The following is a 19,430-nucleotide window of genomic DNA, read 5'->3' as shown; positions in this document are numbered from 1 at the left end:
GGGCTACATCTGGCTTGCGTCGAAGCGTTTGCGCAGGGCGGGCGGGGCGACATTTCGCCAGGCCGCTCGAATTGCGCTGCGGAACGTCTGTTCGTCGCAGGCTTCAAGCATGATCGACGTCCAGCCCTTTTGGCCCCAACCGCCGGGCACCGGCCTGAAAACCGATGGCTCAGCCGCGGCCATCATCTCCTGCTGGTCGCGGTCGAGCTTGACGACGGCACGGCCGGCTTCGGGCAGCGACACGAAGATACGGTTGCGAACCCGGAAGTCAGCCTTGCCGAAATGCGATTTCTCGACCGTTTCGGGAAGATCGAGCGCCAGCTCTCGGGCCCTCGCAGTGTCCACGGCCGCCAAGCCCTCCTTCGCGCTCAGACCGATCCTTTTTCCGCCAGCACCATATAGTTGACGTCCATGTCCTTGGAGCGCTGCCAGCGGTCGGCGAGCGGATGGTAGATGACGCCCGTGCGGTCGATGACAGTCATGGCGGCGCTGCCGAGCGCCTTTTCCAGCTCTTCGGGCCGCACCAGCTTGCCGAACTGGTGGGTGCCGCGCGGCAGCCAGCGCAGCACGTATTCGGCGCCGATGATGGCGAGGCCGAGCGCCTTCAGCGTGCGGTTGATGGTGGCCACGAACATGATGCCGCCGGGCTTCACCATCTCGGCGCATTTGCCGACGAACAGGTCGATGTCGGCGACATGCTCGACCACTTCCATGTTGAGGATGACGTCGAATTTCTCGCCGGAATCGGCAAGGTCTTCCGCCGTCGTTGCGCGGTAATCCACCGTCACCCCGCCTTCGGCCGCGTGCAGCTTCGCCACCTCGATGTTGGTTGCCGATGCGTCGGCGCCGACCACTTCGGCGCCAAGCCTGGCCATCGGCTCGCACAACAGCCCGCCGCCGCAGCCTATGTCGAGGAAGCGCAGGCCTTCGAACGGCCGCGCCGCCCGCGGGTCACGACCGAAACGCGCCGCCACCTGGTCGCGGATATAGGCAAGCCGAACCGGGTTGAACTTGTGCAGCGGGCGGAATTTGCCGTTCGGGTTCCACCATTCGGCGGCAAGGGCTGAGAAGCGTTCGACTTCTCCGGCATCGATCGTCGATCGACGGGGCTCTGGCATGGGGCGGGTCTCCTAGAGCTCTTTTATTCGGGCGCAATTTCGGACGGAAAACCGGTTCCCACTTTTCCTGGAATTGCTTGGGAGCGATAGGAAGTCGGGTGTGAGGCCGGGAATGTCAAGGCAACAATTTTCCGTGCTGACACGGCGGCACGCTCTGTCAGGGGCATGTCAGCTGCCGAACGCCGCGATGAAACACGGTTGGCATGCCACGCGAAAGAGGGGCATCGTTTTTGAATTCGAATTCGACGGAGTGGATTCCATGACATTAACGCCAGCGTCGATTCTCTGGCGTCGGCTGGATGTGGAGGGCCACGATTCCTGCCTGCTTTCACAGGTCAAGGGCGGCTACTGCCTTAGCGGGCAGGCCATTTTCGTCCAGGACGACAAGCCATGCTGCCTGGCCTATGAGGTGGTCTGCGATGCTGGCTGGCAGACAAAGTCGGCGCGGGTCGATGGCTTTCTTGGCCTGCGCGCGCTGCGCTATGCGATCGAGCGCGCGGCCGACGGCCGATGGACCTTGAATGGTGAAATCCAGCGAGACGTCGCCGGCCTTGTCGATGTCGATCTTGGTTTCACGCCGGCCTCGAATCTGCTGGCGATTCGCCGCTTTGATCTCGACGTCGGGCAGGCGACGCCGGCTCCGGCGGCCTATCTGACCTTTCCCGAACTCAGGCTGACGCGCCTCGAACAGCGCTATAGGCGTCTTGATAAGGTTCGCTATGCCTATGCGGCCCCCCTTTTCGGCTACGACGACACCCTCGAGGTTTCGCCGACTGGTTTCGTGCTCGACTATCCTGGCCTGTGGACAAGAGTCGCCTGAGCTTGGCGGCCGTCGTGCACAATGAAGGGCGTCAGGTCGAGACCACGACCTCGGCATGCCCCATGTCGACGCTGGCGGGATCGATGGCTTGCATCGCCTCGCAATCGCCGATCTCGGCCATGATCCGCCCGGCGGCGGCGAGAGCCTGCTCGCGGCTCCGCCAGCGCACCACGTCGACCCAACCGCCATCATCCCGCCGGGCCAGGCAGCGGCTTACGAAACCCGGTTGGCGCGCCAGCCAGTCGCTGACCAGGCTGTTGCTGGCGGCAAAGCCCGCTTCGGTCCCGGGTTTGAGCCGAAAATTGACGATTTCCAGGGTCTCGGTCATTTCGTGTCCAGCACGTCGCGCAGTTTCGTTGCCAGTTGCTCGATGGTGAAGGGCTTGGCCAGGAAATGCACGTCGTGGTCGAGCACGCCGTTGTGGACCACGGCGTTCTTGGTGAAGCCGGTGGTGAAGATCACCTTCAGCTGCGGCAGGCGCGCCAGCGCTTCCTCCGCGAGCTTGCGGCCGTTCATCACCGGCATCACGATGTCGGTGAACATAAGTGCCACGCCCGGATTGTCCGCCAGTTTCTGCAAGGCTTCCTCGCCGCTGCCGGCATGGATGACGGTATAGCCGAGTTCGCGCAAGGCGTCCGTGGTTGAAGCGCGCACGCGGGCGTCGTCCTCGACAACGAGGACCGTCTCAGTGACTTCAGCGGGATTGTCGCCTCGGCCAGTGGGCAGAACAGCCTCTTCCGCACCGAAGAAACGCGGCAGATAGAGCTTGATCGTCGTGCCTTCGCCCGGTTCGGAATAGATCTTGACGTGGCCGCCCGACTGTTTAACGAAGCCGAACACCTGGCTCAGCCCCAAGCCGGTCCCCTTGTTGACCGGCTTGGTGGTGAAGAACGGCTCGAAGGCCCTCTCCATGACGTCTGCCGGCATGCCGGCGCCGGTGTCGCTGACCGCGATCATCACATACTGGCCGGCTTTGACCTCGGCATGGGTGGCGGCATAACTGTCGTCGAGATGGCTGTTGGCGGTCTCTATGGTCAGCTTGCCATTGTCGTCCATGGCATCGCGGGCGTTGACCGCCAGATTGAGGATGGCGTTCTCGATCTGGCTCGGATCGGCATGGGTTTTCCACAGGCCGCCGGCAAGCACGGTTTCGACGCGGATGGTTTCGCCGAGCGCCCGCCGCAATAGGTCCGACATCCCGGTAACCAGACGATTGGTGTCGACCACTTGAGGCGCCAGCGGCTGCTGGCGCGAGAAGGCGAGCAGCCTGGCAGTCAGATTGGCGGCCCGAGTCGCCGCGTCGACCGCGGCCTCGATGAATTTCGCGATGTCGTGCTCGCCGCGCGCGAGTTTGCGCTGGGCGAGGTTCATGGCACTGATGATCACCGCCAGCATGTTGTTGAAATCGTGGGCGATGCCGCCGGTCAGCTGGCCGACCGCTTCCATCTTCTGCATCTGGCGGATCTGCGATTCGGCCGTTTCGCGCGTCCGGATCTCGTTGCCGAGCTCGATGTTCTTGCGCATCAGCTCTTCCTGGGCGACAGCGACCTCGCGAAAACGGCGGCGCGACAGGCGGATTGTGTAGGCGCCAAGCAGGAAAATCGCCAGCAGAGCTGCGAACGAGCCGATACGCAGCCAGCTTTCGACCCGGTCGGTATGTTCGTCGCGGGCGGCGATGGCCGCGCCGCTGATGCGCCGGATCGTGTCCATGCTGGCCCGAATCTGCTCCATTGCGGTCTTGCCCTGGCCGCTGCGGACCAGTTCCAGCGCTTTTGCCGCGTTGCCGCTATCGTAGAGCGCAATCGTCTCAGCCAATTCAGCCTGCTTTTGTGAAAGCGCCTCCTTGATGCGATTGATCTGCTGGATGAGTTGGTCGTCCGGAGCGGTCATGCCGTCGATGCGGGCCAGTTGGCCCGGAATGGCCTCGATCGCGTGCCGATAGGGCTGGAGATAGGATTTCTCCCCGGTCAGGAGATAGCCGCGTTGGCTGGTCTCCGCCTCCTGCGCCAGCGACAGCAGGCCGGACAGCGATTCCTGGTACTCGATTGCCTCGCGCGCCGCCTCGCGATTGGCCCTCTGGCCCTCGACCAGCACCGCGCGCGTGCCGACGATCAACGCCAGCACGCCGAAGCCGACGAAAAGCGGCAGCGATTGCCATCGCATGGCACGTCGAAGACGAGCAATCATTTGATATGCTGGACCAAAAGGAGTTCCCCGCGGGCAGCATTTGGTAAGCGGCGGCGGGGCGGAACGCAATATGCCGTCGTCCTGAAGCCGGCAATCCGTGGCCAGCCTTGCGAAACGGTGATCATTTGGCTAAGGAGGCCGCGCATTCAGCGGTCGGCTTCTGTCGGGCGCTTTCTTCCCCTTTCGGCCCGGGCCGGCTTCAGTCAAAGGCATTTCGCTTCCATGGCGCGCATCGTGATGAAATTCGGCGGAACCTCCGTCGCCGACATCGCCCGCATCCGCAATGTGGCGCTTCACGTCAAACGCGAGGTTGATGCCGGCCATGAGGTGGCTGTCGTGGTTTCCGCTATGGCCGGCAAGACCAATGAACTGGTCGGCTGGACCCGCGAAGCCTCGCCGATGCACGATGCGCGCGAATATGACGCCGTCGTCGCCTCGGGCGAACAGGTCACCGCCGGCCTTCTGGCCATCACGCTGCAGAATATGGGCGTGCACGCCCGCTCCTGGCAGGGCTGGCAGATCCCGATCAAGACCGACAACGCACATGGCGCGGCGCGCATCCTAGACATTGACGGTGCGTTTTTGATCAAGCGTTTCGGCGAGGGTCAGGTGGCAGTCGTCGCCGGTTTCCAGGGCATCGGTCCGGACAACCGCATCGCCACGCTCGGCCGTGGCGGCTCCGATACGAGTGCGGTGGCCATTGCCGCCGCGGTCAAGGCCGATCGCTGCGACATCTACACCGATGTCGACGGCGTCTACACCACCGATCCGCGTATCGAACCCAAGGCGCGGCGGCTTAACAAGATTTCGTTCGAAGAAATGCTCGAAATGGCCTCGCTCGGCGCCAAGGTGCTGCAGGTGCGGTCGGTCGAGCTTGCCATGGTGCACAGGGTGCGTACCTTCGTGCGGTCGTCCTTCGACGATCCCGATGCGCCCGGAATGGGGGATTTGCTCAATCCTCCGGGAACGCTCATTTGCGACGAGGAAGAGATCGTGGAACAGCAGGTCGTCACCGGAATTGCCTACGCCAAGGACGAAGCGCAGATTTCGCTGCGCCGGGTCGGCGACCGCCCGGGCGTTGCCGCCGGCATTTTCGGCCCGCTGGCCGAGGCCAACATCAATGTCGACATGATCGTCCAGAACATCTCCGAGGACGGCAAGTTCACCGACATGACCTTTACCGTGCCATCCGGCGACGTCGACAAGGCGCTGGCCGTGCTCGAGCGCCTCAAGGCTCCGATCGGCTATGACGTCGTGCAGTCCGAGGCCGGCATGTCGAAGGTCTCGGTCATCGGCATCGGCATGCGCAGCCATGCCGGCGTCGCCGCCACTGCCTTCAAAGCGCTGGCCGACAAGGCCATCAACATCCGGGCCATCACCACCTCCGAGATCAAGATTTCGATACTGATCGACGGTCCCTACACGGAACTCGCGGTTCGCACTTTGCATTCCGTCTACGGTCTGGATAAGCAGTAGCGAGAACGATTTGAGTTGTTGCGTGTGCGCCGGTCGCAGTGGAAACTGCGGCGGGCAAAATGCCCATTGGAGAAGAAGCCGCGATGCGTGATACGGCCAGTGGCCCGCGCGTTCTGCTCAAACGGCTCCGCGAGCTCATGCAGGAGCCGCTGGAGCCGCAGGAGCGGCTTGACCGGATCGTGCGCGACATCGCCTCCAACATGGTCGCCGAAGTCTGCTCGCTCTATGTGCTGCGCGCCGATTCGGTGCTCGAACTCTATGCCACCGAGGGTCTGAACCCGAACGCCGTCCATCTGGCGCAGCTCCGCCTGGGTCAAGGCCTGGTCGGCACGATTGCCGCCAGTGCGCGGCCGCTCAACCTTTCCAATGCGCAGGAACACCCGGCCTTCGCCTACCTGCCGGAGACGGGCGAAGAGATCTACAATTCCTTCCTCGGCGTGCCGGTGCTCAGGGCAGGGCGCACGCTGGGCGTGCTCGTGGTGCAGAACAAGACCATGCGCCACTACCGCGACGACGAGGTCGAGGCGTTGGAAACCACCGCCATGGTGATCGCCGAGATGATCGCCACCGGCGATCTTGCCCGGCTGACGCGGCCCGGCCTCGAACTCGACCTGCGCCGTCCCGTCAGCTTCACCGGCCTGTCGTTCAACGAAGGCGTCGGGCTTGGCCATGTCGTGCTGCACGAGCCGCGCATCGTCGTCACCAATCTGTTCAACGAGGACAGCGAGGAGGAGGTCCGCCGGCTGCAGTCCTCGCTCGGCTCGCTCAGGCTGTCCATCGACGACATGCTGGAGCGGCGCGAGGTCGCCTTCGAGGGCGAGCACCGTGAGGTGCTCGAGGCCTACCGCATGTTCGCCAATGACAGCGGTTGGGTGCGCCGGCTGGAAGAGGCGATCCGCAACGGCCTGACGGCAGAAGCTGCTGTCGAGAAGGTGCAGAGCGACATGCGCGCCCGCATGCTGCACATGACCGATCCCTATCTGCGCGAGCGGATGAGCGATTTCGACGATCTCGCCAACCGGCTGCTGCGCCAGCTGATGGGGCGCGGGCCGGACGATGTCGCGGCTTCGCTGCCGAAGGACGCCATCCTGGTCGCGCGTTCGATGGGCGCGGCAGAGCTGCTCGACTATCCCAGGGACAAGTTGCGCGGCGTGGTGCTTGAGGACGGCGCCGCCACCAGCCACGTCGTCATCGTCGCGCGCGCCATGGGCATCCCGGTCGCCGGCCAGATGAAGGGCGCCGTTTCCATGGCGGAAAACGGCGATGCCATCATCGTCGACGGCGAGGAAGGCACCATCCATCTGCGGCCGCAGCCGGACCTCGAAGCCGCCTATGCCGAAAAGGTCCGCTTCCGGGCGCGCCGGCAGGAGGTCTACCGCGAACTGCGCAAGAAGCCGTCTGTGACCAAGGATGGCGTGCAAGTCGATCTGTTGATGAATGCAGGTCTCGCCGTCGACCTGCCGCAGCTGGCCGAAGCGGGTGCGGCCGGCATCGGCCTGTTCCGCACCGAATTGCAGTTCATGGTCGCCTCGACCTTCCCCCGCGCCGAAGCGCAGGAGAAACTCTACCGCGACGTGCTCGACGCGGCGCGCGGCAAACCAGTCACCTTCCGCACCATCGACATTGGCGGCGACAAGGTGCTGCCCTACTTCAAGGGCGCCATCCAGGAAGAAAACCCAGCGCTGGGCTGGCGGGCGATCCGCCTGACGCTCGACCGGCCAGGCCTGCTCAGAACCCAGATCCGCGCTCTGCTGAAAGCCTGCGGAGGGCGCGAACTGAAGCTGATGCTGCCGATGGTGACGGAACTCGGCGAAATCGCACAGGCGCGCGAAATCATCGACCGCGAGGTCAGGCATCTCTCGCGCTTTGCCCATCATCTGCCGACCAGCCTCAAGCTCGGCGCGATGTTGGAAGTGCCGTCGCTGCTGTTCCAGCTCGACGAATTGATGAAGGCGGTCGACTTCGTCTCGGTCGGCTCCAACGATCTGTTCCAGTTCGTCATGGCGGTCGATCGCGGCAACACGCAGCTGTCCAACCGCTTCGACACGCTGTCGGCGCCGTTCCTCAGGGTGCTGAAGCAGATTGCCGATGCCGGCGAACGCAACCACACGCCGGTGACGCTGTGCGGCGAACTGGCGGGAAAACCCATCTCGGCCATGGCGCTGATCGGCCTTGGCTACCGCTCGATCTCGATGTCGCCGGCCTCGATCGGCCCGGTCAAGGCGATGCTGACCGAACTGCCGCTGGAGGAATTGCAGGCCTTCTTTGCCGACAATCTGATGGCGCCGGCGCATGGGCTGCCGATGCGGGCGCTGCTGCAGGCCTTTGCCGACGACCGCTCCATCCCGCTATAGCATCAACCATGGTCAATCTTCCCCGCGAGCGTATGGATCAGGTCGTCAAGCGTTTCGAGATGCTCGAAGCGCAGATGTCGGCCGGCCCGGCGGCCGATGTCTATGTGAAGATGGCCTCGGAATATTCCGAGCTGCAGGACATGGTGGCCAAGGTCAGGGAATTGCGCTCAGCCGAACATGAGCAGGCCGACCTCGAAGCGATGCTTGCCGATAAAAGCACCGATGCCGAGATGCGGGCGCTGGCCGAGGCCGATCTGCCCGGGGTCGAGGAGCGCATCGAGGAACTGCAGAAGGACATCCAGATTCTGCTGCTGCCCAGGGATGCCGCCGACGACAAGAACGCCATCCTCGAAATCCGCGCCGGCACCGGCGGCGATGAGGCAGCGCTTTTCGCCGGCGACCTGTTTCGCATGTATGAGCGCTATGCTGCCGAGCGCGGCTGGCGCTTCGAGACGGTTTCGGCCAGCGACGGCGACGCCGGCGGCTTCAAGGAAATCATCGCCACCATTTCCGGCAAGGGGGTCTTTGCCCATCTGAAATTCGAATCCGGCGTGCACCGTGTGCAGCGCGTGCCGGCGACCGAGGCCAGCGGGCGCATTCATACCTCGGCGGCGACGGTGGCCGTACTGCCGGAAGCCGAAGAGGTCGATATCGACATTCGCGCCGAAGACATCCGCATCGACACGATGCGCGCCTCGGGTTCGGGCGGCCAGCACGTCAACACCACCGATTCGGCGGTGCGCATCACCCATCTGCCGACCGGCATCATGGTGGTGCAGGCTGAGAAGTCGCAGCACCAGAACCGGGCCAAAGCCATGCAGATCCTGCGCGCGCGGCTCTATGACATGGAGCGCAGCAAGGCGGACGAGGAGCGTTCCGAGGCGCGCAAATCACAGGTCGGGTCCGGCGACCGGTCGGAGCGCATCCGCACCTACAATTTCCCGCAGGGGCGCCTTACCGATCACCGCATCAACCTGACGCTCTACAAGCTCGATCGGGTGATGATGGGCGAGCTGGACGAGGTCATCAACGCGCTGATCGCCGACCACCAGTCGAAGCTGCTCGCCGATATCGGCCTCGATGGCTGATCATCTGCCCGGCACGCTCGGGCGGCTGCTGCGAGCAGCGCGGGAGCGGCTTGCCGCGGCCGGCGTCGCCGATTCGGCACTGGACGCCAGGCTGATCGTCGAACATTTTTCCGGTACTGACCGCACGCAGGCGATAGCCGAGCCGCAAAGGGCGGTCGACGTCGGTGCGCTCGCTGCAATCGATGCCGCCTTGCGGCGGCGCCTTGCCGGCGAACCGGTGCACCGCGTCCTCGGCTATCGCGAATTCTACGGCCTGCGTCTTGCGCTGTCCCCGGAAACGCTGGAGCCGCGGCCGGACACCGAAACACTGGTCGAGGCGATCCTGCCCTTTGCCAGCGAAACGGCCGAAAGGCTGGGGGAATGCCGTATCCTCGATCTTGGCACCGGCACCGGCGCCATTGCGCTGGCCCTGCTCAGCGCCGTTCCCGCCGCGACCGCCACCGGCGTGGATATTTCACAAGATGCGCTCACGACCGCGACCCGCAATGCCGAGCAACTCGGGCTGACTGGCCGGTTTGAGGCGCTCCACTCCGACTGGTTCGCAAAAGTTTGCGGCCGCTACCATGTAATTGCCGCAAACCCTCCCTATATACCTTCTGAAGACATTGGAAATCTGCAGGACGAGGTCCGCGATTTCGATCCGCGCAGAGCCCTTGATGGCGGTGTGGACGGTCTTGGCCCCTACAGGATCATCGCCGCCGAAGCGGCAGGGTTTTTGGAAGCACAAGGCAAGATTGCGGTCGAGATCGGCCACACGCAGCGCAATGAGGTCAAAGACATATTCGCGGCAGCCGGCTACAGGCTGGCCGAGGCATTTGTCGATCTTGGCGGAAACGACAGGGTTCTTATGTTTGAACAGGGAAAGCCTTGACGCAGTGCAAAAAAGCGCTTGGCAATGCCGGGGAATGCGGCTAGGGTCCGCCTTAACCGGATGAGACGAAGCAGGCAGTGCTCTTAGCGATTCGGTTTTCCTTGGAAATAGCTGCCTTCTTGCGCAAACGACGCCCAAGCTTCGAGCGGGAATCGTCCGGCAAGTGATGTAACCGGAACAGGATGACACGTGGCGCCAACGCAATTGATGCGGGCGAACGCCGGTGAAGAGACGAAACGGCTGGCTGCATGAGCGCCTCCGTTCGTGAAAGTTTTTCGAAAATTTCAAAATGAAGAGAGTCTAATGAGGCCACAACAGCAGAACAGGCGCATGCGCGGTCGCAACAACAATGGCGGCGGCGGCAACAACAATAACAACAATAACAACCGCAAGGGCCCAAACCCCCTGACGCGCAACTATGAGAGCAACGGCCCGGACGTGAAGATCCGTGGATCGGCTCAGCAGATCGCCGAAAAATACGCCACTCTGGCGCGTGACGCGCAAAGCTCCGGCGACCGGGTGATGGCGGAGAATTACCTCCAGCACGCCGAGCACTACAATCGCATTATTGCCGCCGCTCAGGCGCAGTTGCCGATCCAGAACCAGCAGCAGAATCGCGACGATTTCGACGACGACGAAGATCGGGACGATTTCGACAATGCCGGCAACGGCAATGGCGGCGAGACACAAGCTCCGCAGGCCAACCACGGCAACGGTCCGCAGCCGACGATCGAAGGCACGCCGGCCGAACTGGCATATGGCCAGGAAAACAGCCGCGAGAACAACAATGGCCGTGACAATAATGGCCGCAACAATAACGGGCGCGACAACAACGGCCGCAACCGTGACCGCCGCCCCAATGGCGGTTATGGCCAGAACGACCAGCGTGGCGACTATGCCCAACGCGGCGAGCACCAGCGCGGCGACCAGCAGCGCTTCACCGAAACCCCGGTGCAGGCGGAGGCCGTTTCCGCGGTTGGACCCGAAGCCGAGACCGGTTTCTCCGAGTCGGCGCCGCTGTACGAAAACCTGTCGCCGGCGGCCCTGGCCGCCCGTGCCGAACTCAATGAGGCCGCTGCCGAGAGCGGCGCAGCGCGTCGTCCTCGTCGCCCGCGCCGCCCGCGCACCAATGCCGATCCTGTCGGTGACGACCAGTCTGGTGGTGAACAGGTGGATGGCGCCAGCGAGACCGTTGCAGCCACCGAGGTGGATGCGGCGCCGGCTGAAAGCCCTACCGTCGACCCGTTCGTCGTCGACGCCAACAACTGACCGGACAAGACGGCAATCTTTGAAACGGCGGAGAGAAATCTCCGCCGTTTCCGTTTGCTTAGGTATGCAATATCCTGTGCCGCAAGTCTTGAGCGGCAATGGTTTGCGCCCCATATCTGGCGGGAACTGGACCCGGCTCCGATGAGCGGGTCCGTCACCGCAATCTGATCCGGTGCCGCAAAGCGGGCCGGTGATGGAAGGAGACAGATATGAACCTCGAGAAATACTCCGAGCGCGTCCGCGGATTCATCCAATCCGCCCAGACCATGGCGCTCTCGCGCAACCACCAGCAATTCACTCCCGAACACATGCTGAAAGTCCTCGTCGATGACGATGAGGGTCTGGCCGCCTCGCTGATCGAGCGCGCCGGCGGCAATGTCCGCGACGTCAAGCTCGGCGTCGAGACCGCACTCGAAGCCATGCCCAAGGTAGAAGGCGGCAATGGCCAGCTCTACCTGGCGCAGCCGTTGGCCAAGGTGTTTTCGACGGCCGAGGAATTGGCCAAGAAGGCCGGCGACAGCTTTGTCACCGTCGAGCGGCTGCTGCAGGCGCTGGCGATGGAGAAATCGGCCAAGACGGCCGATATCCTGGCCAAGGCCGGCGTCACCGCACAGGCGCTGAACCAGGTGATCAACGATGTCCGCAAGGGCCGCACCGCCGATTCGGCGAGCGCCGAACAGGCCTATGATGCGCTGAAGAAATACGCGCGCGACCTGACCGCCGATGCCCGCGCCGGCAAGCTGGACCCTGTGATTGGTCGCGACGACGAGATCCGCCGCACCATCCAGGTGCTGTCGCGGCGCACCAAGAACAACCCGGTGCTGATCGGTGAACCCGGCGTCGGCAAGACGGCGATCGCCGAAGGCCTGGCGCTGCGCATCGTCAATGGCGACGTGCCGGAATCGCTGAAGGACAAGCAATTGATGGCGCTCGACATGGGCGCGCTGATCGCCGGCGCCAAATATCGCGGCGAATTCGAAGAGCGGCTGAAGGCCGTGCTCAATGAAGTCACCGCTGCCGCTGGCGGCATCATCCTGTTCATCGACGAGATGCACACCCTGGTCGGCGCCGGCAAGGCCGATGGTGCCATGGACGCTTCGAACCTGTTGAAGCCGGCATTGGCGCGCGGCGAACTGCACTGCGTCGGCGCGACCACGCTCGACGAGTACCGCAAGCATGTCGAGAAGGACGCCGCCCTTGCCCGCCGTTTCCAGCCGGTTTTCGTCGACGAACCGACCGTGGAAGACACGGTTTCGATCCTGCGCGGCCTGAAGGAGAAATACGAGCAGCACCACAAGGTGCGCATCTCGGATTCGGCGCTGGTGGCGGCGGCAACCTTGTCCAACCGCTACATCGCCGACCGTTTCCTGCCGGACAAGGCGATCGACCTCGTCGACGAAGCCGCGTCGCGGCTGAGGATGCAGGTCGATTCCAAGCCGGAGGCGCTGGACGAGATCGACCGCCGCATCATGCAGCTCAAGATCGAGCGCGAGGCGCTGAAGGTCGAGAAGGACGAGGCGTCGAAGGATCGGCTCGCCCGGCTTGAAAAGGAGCTTGCCGGCCTCGAGGAGGAATCGACCGAGATCACCGCCAGATGGCAGTCGGAAAAGCAGAAGCTCGGGCTTGCCGCCGACCTGAAGAAACAGCTCGACGAAGCCCGCAACGAGCTTGCCATTGCCCAGCGCAAGGGTGAATTCCAGCGCGCCGGCGAGCTTGCCTATGGCAAGATCCCGGAGTTGGAAAAGAAGCTCCGGGAAGCCGAAGCCCAGGACGGCAAGGCCGGCATGGTCGAAGAGGTGGTCACACCCGATCACGTTGCCCATATCGTGTCGCGCTGGACCGGTATTCCGGTCGACAAGATGCTGCAGGGCGAACGCGACAAGCTGCTGCGCATGGAAGACGAGATCGGCAAGCGTGTCGTCGGCCAGGGCGAGGCGGTGCAGGCGGTGTCGAAAGCTGTGCGGCGCGCCCGTGCCGGCCTGCAAGATCCGAACCGGCCGATCGGCTCGTTCATGTTCCTCGGGCCGACCGGCGTCGGCAAGACGGAGCTGACCAAGGCGCTGGCGAGCTTCCTGTTTGACGATGAGAGCGCGATGGTGCGCATCGATATGTCGGAGTTCATGGAGAAGCACTCGGTCGCCCGGCTGATCGGCGCACCTCCTGGCTATGTCGGCTACGAGGAAGGCGGCGCGCTGACCGAAGCGGTGCGGCGCCGGCCCTATCAGGTCGTGCTGTTCGACGAGATCGAGAAGGCGCACCCCGATGTCTTCAACGTGCTGCTGCAAGTGCTCGACGACGGGCGGCTGACCGACGGCCAAGGCCGTACGGTCGACTTCCGCAACACGCTGATCATCATGACGTCGAACCTCGGCGCCGAATATCTGGTCAATCTCGGCGAAGACCAGGATGTCGATGCCGTGCGTGACGAGGTGATGAGCGTGGTGAGAGCCTCGTTCCGGCCGGAGTTCCTCAACCGCGTCGACGAGGTGATCCTGTTCCACCGGCTGCGCCGGCAGGATATGGGCCGCATTGTCGAGATCCAGCTCAAGCGGCTGGAAAGCCTGCTTGTCGACCGCAAGATCGCGCTGTCGCTCGATCAGGAATCGATCGACTGGCTGGCGGCCAAGGGCTACGACCCGGCCTATGGCGCGCGGCCGCTGAAGCGGGTGATGCAGAAGGACCTGCAGGATCCGCTGGCGGAGAAGATCCTGCTCGGCGAGATTCTCGACGGTTCGACCGTCAAAGTGACCGCTGGGTCCGACCGGTTGAATTTCCGCTCGAAGCCCACTGTGGTGGCGACTGAAGCCGCAGCCTGATCAATACGCCGCGCGTCCCGAACGGACGCGCGGCGTTTTCTTGTGAATTCGCGGGGGGCGCACATGACGCTGGACGACTACAACAGCCTATGCGCCTCGCTGCCGCAAACGACTCATGTCGTGCAGTGGGGTGGCGCGCATGTCTGGAAAGTCGGCGGCAAGGTCTTTGCCATCGGCGGCTGGAATGATGGCGGCCAGCTTTTCGTCACCTTCAAATGTTCCGAAATGGCCTATGACATTCTGAAGGACCAGCCCGGCTGCCGGCCGGCGCCGTACCTCGCTTCGCGCGGCATGAAATGGATCCAGCGTCAGACAAGCCAGAGCATGGATGATGATGCGCTGAAGGACTATCTCGGCGAAAGCCATCGCCTCGTTGTCCTCAAGCTGACGAAACAGACGCGCAAGGAATTGGGCCTGTAGCGACCTTGAAATCCGCCATCTTCATGCCCGGTTCATGTTGGAAAGCTTATGTTCTGGTTTGCTGGCGAAGGGGTTTGCCTGCAGGCTTTTGACGGTCAGGGCGTTGCTTGCGCATCCAAACGGTGGCGAGAGCGTTCTGAAGGGATACTGCCGGGGCGGCGGCAATTACGGACCGGAGAGTTTGACCACCATGTTCCGCACGATCTTTGCCTTTTCGGTGCTCGCCGCCGGGCTGCTTGCGTCGAGCGCCATGGCATCGCCGACGGTGGATAACGCACTACCGGTTGTTCGCGCTGCCGATAGCGGCGGCATCGTGCTTGCCCAGGACGGCAATCTCGACATCTATTACGACGCCAGGGGCAACCGCGTCATCGTCGATGCCGACACCGGCAAGGTCATCGCCATCCAGCCGCCGCAGACCAGGCTGGACCGCCGTGCGCTGCGCCGCCAGATGCGGGCGCGCGAACTCGGACGCGCACCGGTCGAGGATGACGACCGTTATTATCTCGATGATCCCGAGGACATGGCGCGTTTCCGCCGCAGGCAATTGGAAGAGCAAGGCAGGGTCATCATCCCACCGGCCGACGACTACGATCCTGACAGTGACAATTCGGTGGACGCCTATCCGGCGGCGCCACAGGATGACGCCAATGATAGCGACATTTATCCGGAAGCACCGATGTCTGCCGAGCCGCGCCCCGTCAAGCGCCAGCCACTGAACGAAGCCTCGATCGACCCCGCCGAACCGGCGGCACCCGGCGACGAGGCCGCTCTGCCGCCCAGGAGCGATGGCGGCAAGACTGTCGTCGATCCCTCGCTTTCACTCGGTGCGCGCCAGGATGTGGCTGCCTTGCAGGTGCTGCTCGACCGCGCCGGCGCCTCGCCCGGCGTCATCGACGGGCGGTTCGGCTCCAATGTCGACAAGGCGCTGGCCGCCTACAATCAGATCACCGGCAGCAATCTGCGCTCCACCGACGCCGTCGGCATCCAGGCAGCGCTGGCGCAAACCGGCGGCGATGCTTTCGCCAACTACACGATCACGCCGGAGGACGCGGCCGGTCCTTATGTCGCCTCGATACCGGAAGATTACAGCCAGAAGGCGCAGCTCGACCGTATGGCCTACACCTCCGTCACCGAAGCCTTGGCCGAGCGCTTCCATATGGACGAGAACTACCTGAAGGGGCTCAATCCCGAGGCCGACTTCAATCGCCCCGGCACCATCATCAAGGTCGCCAATTTCGGCAGGCTGGTGGCAACGCCGGTTGCCCGCATCGTCGCCGACAAGGACAAGAAGCAGGTGTTTGCCTATGATGCCGCCGGCAAGCTGGTCGCAGCCTATCCCGCCACCATCGGTTCAGCCGACACGCCGTCGCCAACCGGCACCCATACGGTGTCGCGGGTCGCGCTCGATCCGAACTACACCTACAACCCCAGCATCAATTTCAAGCAGGGCCAGAACGACAAGATCCTAACCATTCCGCCCGGCCCCAACGGTCCGGTCGGTTCGGTGTGGATCGCGCTGGACAAGCCGACCTACGGCATTCACGGCACGCCCGATCCCTCCAAGATCGGCAAGACCGAAAGCCATGGCTGCGTGCGCCTGACCAATTGGGATGCGCGCGAACTGGCCAAGCTCGTCTCGCCGGGCGTCACGGTGGAATTCGTCGGCGGACCAACAATCGCGGATGTCGGCGGGACCTCAACCGACGAGTTTACGCAGCAGTGAGGCGCGCGGCGCGGCGGCATAGATGAGCTGTACCAGCAGGATGAAACCGATGCTGAGCAGCGGCGTGATCAGGCACAGCGCCGCGCCGGCCGCCCACAGCGCCTGTGCCTTGACGATACGATTGTAGACCGTGCGCCGCGCTTCAGCGTCCACATCCTCGGCGATCATGCCGTTCCCGTCGGCATACCACCAGCTTGCGAACAACGTCACGCCCAGCATCAACAGGTTCAGCCAGTAGACGATCACCGCGGTTCGGAACTCGAGGAAGTCAGCCAGCAGGTCGGTCGAGAACGGCAGCAAGGCGATGAAGGCGAGAAAACACAGGTTCAGCGTCGCCAGCCGCCGATCTGACCTGGCGATCAGCCCGTGCTGCGCCTGCTGGCCGAACCAGAAGATGGTCAGCGTCAGGAAGCTCAGCGCATAGGTCAGGAAGCGCGGCGCCAGTGCTGCGATCGCCGAAAGCAGCTCGCCCTCGGAGTGGACCATTTCGTGTGCCGGCACGCGAATCTCAAGCACGATCAGGGTAAGCGCAATGGCAAAGACACCATCGGTGATGCCGACGACGCGCCCGCGCGCCTCTACCGATGGTTCCAGCGGTCGTTTCATGCGGCTTCCCCTTGCTTTGCACGTTGCAAGAACTTAACACGCGCCATGTGCCGGTTGCATCCATTGAGGCGCGGTTCCTGCCCATGCGGTCAGGTCGATCTGGTTTCAAGGACTGCGAAGCCCTGGCTGGTTGTTGCCAGGGCATCGGAAGTCTAAGCAGGCTCTCATGAAGTCTCCGAGCGAAGCTGCAGCAATCCCCCTGACCGGCTCTCTTGCCAATGGTTCGTTTTGTCCGCCGGCGCAGCGCAAATTCGTGCTGGTCGCGGCGATCCTGGCGTCTGCGCTCGGCTTCATCGACGGGTCGATCCTGGCCATCGCCATGCCGGCGATGCGCGTTGACCTCGGCGCCAGCCTGGCCGAGGCGCAATGGATTTCTAACGCCTACGCGTTGACGCTGTCGGCGCTGATCCTGGCCGGGGGCGCCGCCGGCGACCGATTTGGCCTCAGACGCGCCTTCGTCGCCGGCATTGCACTGTTCATCGTCGCATCGCTTGCCTGCGCGGTGGCGCCGAATGCACTGGTGCTCATTGCCTTTCGCGCCATTCAGGGCATCGGCGCTGCGATCATGGTGCCGGGCAGCCTCGCCATCATCGCCAAGGCCTATCCGAAGAAGGAGCGCGGCCGGGCGATCGGCATCTGGGCTGCCGCCTCGGCGCTGACGACGGCGCTCGGCCCGGTGCTGGGCGGCTTCGTCCTGTCGGCCTTTGGCGGCGGCATCTGGCGGGCGATCTTCGCCGTCAACCTGCCGTTCGGGCTGATCTCGATCTATCTTCTTCTGGCCAAAATTCCCGCTGATGCGCCAACAGAGAAGCGAAGCCTCGATCTTGGTGGCGCAGCGCTTGCCACCCTTGCCTTCGGGGCGCTGGCCTACGGACTGACCGCGATGAGCGCCGAAGGCGGCGGGCTGATGTCGGGGCCGAGCATCGCCGCCGGCGCGCTGCTGCTCGTCGTCTTCATCGTCTTCGAGCTTCGGCAGCGCGTGCCGATGATCGACCTTAAGCTGTTTCGGATCGGCGCCTTTGCCGGCGCCAACGTCGCCACCTTCTTCCTCTATTTCGCGCTTTCGGCCAATTTGTTCTACCTGCCGATGCTGTTGATTGCCGGGTGGGGGCTGAGCACCAAGGAGGTCGGCTTCATCTTCTTGCCGCTGTCGGCGTCGATTGCGTTGCTGTCGGGTCCTGTCGGCCAGTGGTCTGACCGGATAGGTCCGCGATTCCCGATCGCCAGCGGCTGCCTGGTCGTCGCCGTCGCTTTTGCCGGGCTCGCCTTGCTCACCCATGCCGGCATGCACAATTTCTGGACCGGCACCTTTCCGCTGATGGCGGTGATGGGGCTTGGCATGGCGCTGGTGGTGTCGCCGCTGTCGACGGCGATCATGACGGCGGTCGAGGACAAGGACACGGGGGCTGCGTCGGGCATCAACAATGCTGTCTCGCGCATTGGCGGACTGATTGCTGTGGCGGCGATGGGGTCGCTCGCGGCCTGGGTCTATTCGACGATGCTCGACACCAGCGTCAGGCCTGGTATTCCGGGGTTCGGCGAACCGGCATTGGCCGACCTGGCGCCCGAACTTGATGCAACACGGCTCGCCGCCAGCGATGCGGCGTTTGCGGCCGTGTCGACGGTGACGGCGCTGCTTTGCCTGCTTGCTGCCATTATCGCCTGGGCGACCGTTTCGGGGCAAAAGCTGCCCTGGTCACGAGCCGAAGAGAATCAGTCGACCTGATTCGGGGCAATCTGATTCGGCGACTAACTCATTCGCAGCACGAAGGCTCAGCCTTCGATCTTGGCGCTGGCGACCTTCAGCGAATTGCTGTCTTCCTGCTTGAGCAGGTCGTCGATGCGTTCGCGTTCGCGCTTGAAGGCGACCAGGTCGTCGCCTTTCAGAACCTTGCCGACCGGCAGGCGCACGCGCATCGGGTCGACCTTGGTGCCGTTGACGATCAGCTCGTAGTGAAGATGCGGACCGGTGGAGAGGCCGGTCTGGCCGAGGAAGCCGATGGTCTGGCCCTGGCGGACATGAACGCCCGGCTCGATGCCTTTGGCAAAGGCGCTCTGGTGATTGTAGGACGTTTCGTAGCCATTGGCATGGCGGATGATGATCTGCTTGCCGTAGCCGCCGGCCCAGCCGGCCTTCTCGACGACACCGTTGCCGGCAGCAATGATCGGGGTTCCGATGGGGGCTGACCAGTCGACGCCGGTGTGCATGCGGACATAACCGAGGATCGGATGCCGGCGGGCGCCGAAGCCGGAGCGGAATTTTCCGGCGGGCAGGGGATTGCGCAGCAGGAACTGCTCGGCGCTCGAACCATCCTCGTCGAAATAGTCAGTCGAGCCGTCCTGCATCTGGAAGCGGTAGAAATTTCGCGTCTGGCCGCCGAAGGTCGACGAGACATAGAGAAGTTCCAATTCGTCGGAGGCCTGGTCGTCGCCGTCCGGCTGCGAGAACAGCACGTCGATGCGGTCCGACGGATTGAGTCTCGATTGAAAGTCCACGCCGGAGGCCAGGAGCTTGACCAGTTGCTGGGTCAGCTTCTTAGACATGCCATAGGAATAGGCGGCGCGGTAAATGCCGTCATAGACGTTCGGCAGATTGCCGCGCACCACCACCGGCGTGGAGGAATCGTCAAACGCCGTCAGCAATTCGGGATTCGGTTCGGGTTCCTGCGCCGGCACATA

At 63.6% G+C, this 19,430-nt stretch carries 16 protein-coding genes (1 of these 16 running past the window's edge); 10 read left to right on the top strand and 6 right to left on the bottom strand.

Translation table 11 applies throughout. The features are described 5' to 3' along the window. Positions 1-3: 3 nt before the first annotated feature. Positions 4-345 (bottom strand): MmcQ/YjbR family DNA-binding protein, encoded by a 342-nt coding sequence (locus tag ACYHH6_RS00110; protein WP_352585505.1) that lies wholly within the window; start codon positions 343-345, stop codon positions 4-6. Positions 346-368: 23 nt separating this feature from the next. After that, entirely contained in the window at positions 369-1,118 is a 750-nt protein-coding gene (gene ubiG, locus ACYHH6_RS00105; protein ID WP_352585506.1) for a bifunctional 2-polyprenyl-6-hydroxyphenol methylase/3-demethylubiquinol 3-O-methyltransferase UbiG, read from the bottom strand. Positions 1,119-1,305: 187 nt separating this feature from the next. On the opposite strand from ubiG, the gene ACYHH6_RS00100 reads away from it, so the two are divergent. Then, a complete protein-coding gene (locus ACYHH6_RS00100; protein WP_352585508.1) occupies positions 1,306-1,938 on the top strand; it encodes a putative glycolipid-binding domain-containing protein in 633 nt (210 codons plus the stop codon). Positions 1,939-1,969: 31 nt separating this feature from the next. Here ACYHH6_RS00100 and ACYHH6_RS00095 read toward each other — a convergent pair whose 3' ends face one another. Next, on the bottom strand, positions 1,970-2,266 hold the full coding sequence (locus ACYHH6_RS00095; RefSeq protein ID WP_352585510.1) for an antibiotic biosynthesis monooxygenase family protein: 297 nt from the start codon (positions 2,264-2,266) through the stop codon (positions 1,970-1,972). After that, positions 2,263-4,101, bottom strand: coding sequence for a CHASE3 domain-containing protein (locus ACYHH6_RS00090; protein WP_435053287.1), 1,839 nt, complete (start codon positions 4,099-4,101; stop codon positions 2,263-2,265). The genes ACYHH6_RS00095 and ACYHH6_RS00090 overlap by 4 nt, the downstream gene beginning before the upstream one ends. A gap of 246 nt (positions 4,102-4,347) precedes the next feature. Here ACYHH6_RS00090 and ACYHH6_RS00085 point away from each other — a divergent pair, with 246 nt between their 5' ends. The 8 genes from ACYHH6_RS00085 to ACYHH6_RS00050 all read left to right on the top strand — a co-directional run bounded on the left by ACYHH6_RS00085 (position 4,348) and on the right by ACYHH6_RS00050 (position 16,145). Then, on the top strand, positions 4,348-5,601 hold the full coding sequence (locus tag ACYHH6_RS00085; protein WP_352585514.1) for an aspartate kinase: 1,254 nt from the start codon (positions 4,348-4,350) through the stop codon (positions 5,599-5,601). 83 nt (positions 5,602-5,684) lie between these two features. Then, positions 5,685-7,955 (top strand): phosphoenolpyruvate--protein phosphotransferase, encoded by a 2,271-nt coding sequence (gene ptsP / locus ACYHH6_RS00080; RefSeq protein ID WP_112562292.1) that lies wholly within the window; start codon positions 5,685-5,687, stop codon positions 7,953-7,955. Positions 7,956-7,963: 8 nt separating this feature from the next. Further along, positions 7,964-9,043: a peptide chain release factor 1 gene (gene prfA / locus ACYHH6_RS00075; protein ID WP_352585516.1), complete on the top strand. Its 1,080-nt coding sequence runs from the start codon at positions 7,964-7,966 to the stop codon at positions 9,041-9,043. Further along, positions 9,036-9,914 carry a peptide chain release factor N(5)-glutamine methyltransferase gene (prmC, locus tag ACYHH6_RS00070; protein ID WP_352585518.1) on the top strand — a complete coding sequence of 293 codons (879 nt, stop codon included), beginning with the start codon at positions 9,036-9,038 and terminating at the stop codon, positions 9,912-9,914. Before prfA ends, prmC begins: the two co-directional genes overlap by 8 nt. 303 nt (positions 9,915-10,217) lie before the next feature. After that, on the top strand, positions 10,218-11,183 hold the full coding sequence (locus tag ACYHH6_RS00065) for a DUF4167 domain-containing protein (protein WP_352585520.1): 966 nt from the start codon (positions 10,218-10,220) through the stop codon (positions 11,181-11,183). 209 nt (positions 11,184-11,392) lie between these two features. After that, positions 11,393-13,999, top strand: coding sequence for an ATP-dependent chaperone ClpB (gene clpB / locus ACYHH6_RS00060; protein ID WP_352585522.1), 2,607 nt, complete (start codon positions 11,393-11,395; stop codon positions 13,997-13,999). Between the two features lie 63 nt (positions 14,000-14,062). Further along, on the top strand, positions 14,063-14,419 hold the full coding sequence (locus ACYHH6_RS00055; protein WP_112562297.1) for an MmcQ/YjbR family DNA-binding protein: 357 nt from the start codon (positions 14,063-14,065) through the stop codon (positions 14,417-14,419). A gap of 190 nt (positions 14,420-14,609) precedes the next feature. Beyond that, a complete protein-coding gene (locus ACYHH6_RS00050) occupies positions 14,610-16,145 on the top strand; it encodes a L,D-transpeptidase family protein (protein ID WP_352585524.1) in 1,536 nt (511 codons plus the stop codon). Here the strand turns inward: ACYHH6_RS00050 and ACYHH6_RS00045 are convergent. Beyond that, on the bottom strand, positions 16,119-16,751 hold the full coding sequence (locus ACYHH6_RS00045; RefSeq protein WP_352585526.1) for a TMEM175 family protein: 633 nt from the start codon (positions 16,749-16,751) through the stop codon (positions 16,119-16,121). The two genes, ACYHH6_RS00050 and ACYHH6_RS00045, sit on opposite strands and share 27 nt — an antisense overlap. Before the next feature lie 166 nt (positions 16,752-16,917). Between ACYHH6_RS00045 and ACYHH6_RS00040 the strand changes: the two genes are divergently transcribed. Further along, complete coding sequence (locus tag ACYHH6_RS00040; RefSeq protein ID WP_352585528.1) at positions 16,918-18,477, top strand: MFS transporter; 1,560 nt, start codon at positions 16,918-16,920, stop codon at positions 18,475-18,477. A 47-nt stretch (positions 18,478-18,524) separates the two neighbouring features. Here the strand turns inward: ACYHH6_RS00040 and ACYHH6_RS00035 are convergent, their stop codons facing one another. After that, on the bottom strand, positions 18,525-19,430 hold the end of the coding sequence (locus ACYHH6_RS00035; protein WP_488500389.1) for a M23 family metallopeptidase. Its footprint extends 1,065 nt past the window's final position; only the last 906 of its 1,971 coding nucleotides appear in the window; its start codon lies beyond the right edge, outside the window; the stop codon is at positions 18,525-18,527.

This window comes from Mesorhizobium sp. P171375, from assembly GCF_057786075.1.
This window is presented reverse-complemented; position numbering and strand designations above follow the sequence as displayed.

Coding starts and splice junctions, on each gene's coding strand:
- ubiG (WP_352585506.1), bottom strand. CDS start 1,118: ATGCCAGAGCCCCGTCGATCGACGATCGATGCCGGAGAAGTCGAACGC.
- ACYHH6_RS00100 (WP_352585508.1), top strand. CDS start 1,306: ATGAAACACGGTTGGCATGCCACGCGAAAGAGGGGCATCGTTTTTGAA.
- ACYHH6_RS00095 (WP_352585510.1), bottom strand. CDS start 2,266: ATGACCGAGACCCTGGAAATCGTCAATTTTCGGCTCAAACCCGGGACC.
- ACYHH6_RS00090 (WP_435053287.1), bottom strand. CDS start 4,101: ATGCGATGGCAATCGCTGCCGCTTTTCGTCGGCTTCGGCGTGCTGGCG.
- ACYHH6_RS00085 (WP_352585514.1), top strand. CDS start 4,348: ATGGCGCGCATCGTGATGAAATTCGGCGGAACCTCCGTCGCCGACATC.
- ptsP (WP_112562292.1), top strand. CDS start 5,685: ATGCGTGATACGGCCAGTGGCCCGCGCGTTCTGCTCAAACGGCTCCGC.
- prfA (WP_352585516.1), top strand. CDS start 7,964: ATGGTCAATCTTCCCCGCGAGCGTATGGATCAGGTCGTCAAGCGTTTC.
- prmC (WP_352585518.1), top strand. CDS start 9,036: ATGGCTGATCATCTGCCCGGCACGCTCGGGCGGCTGCTGCGAGCAGCG.
- ACYHH6_RS00065 (WP_352585520.1), top strand. CDS start 10,218: ATGAGGCCACAACAGCAGAACAGGCGCATGCGCGGTCGCAACAACAAT.
- clpB (WP_352585522.1), top strand. CDS start 11,393: ATGAACCTCGAGAAATACTCCGAGCGCGTCCGCGGATTCATCCAATCC.
- ACYHH6_RS00055 (WP_112562297.1), top strand. CDS start 14,063: ATGACGCTGGACGACTACAACAGCCTATGCGCCTCGCTGCCGCAAACG.
- ACYHH6_RS00050 (WP_352585524.1), top strand. CDS start 14,610: ATGTTCCGCACGATCTTTGCCTTTTCGGTGCTCGCCGCCGGGCTGCTT.
- ACYHH6_RS00045 (WP_352585526.1), bottom strand. CDS start 16,751: ATGAAACGACCGCTGGAACCATCGGTAGAGGCGCGCGGGCGCGTCGTC.
- ACYHH6_RS00040 (WP_352585528.1), top strand. CDS start 16,918: ATGAAGTCTCCGAGCGAAGCTGCAGCAATCCCCCTGACCGGCTCTCTT.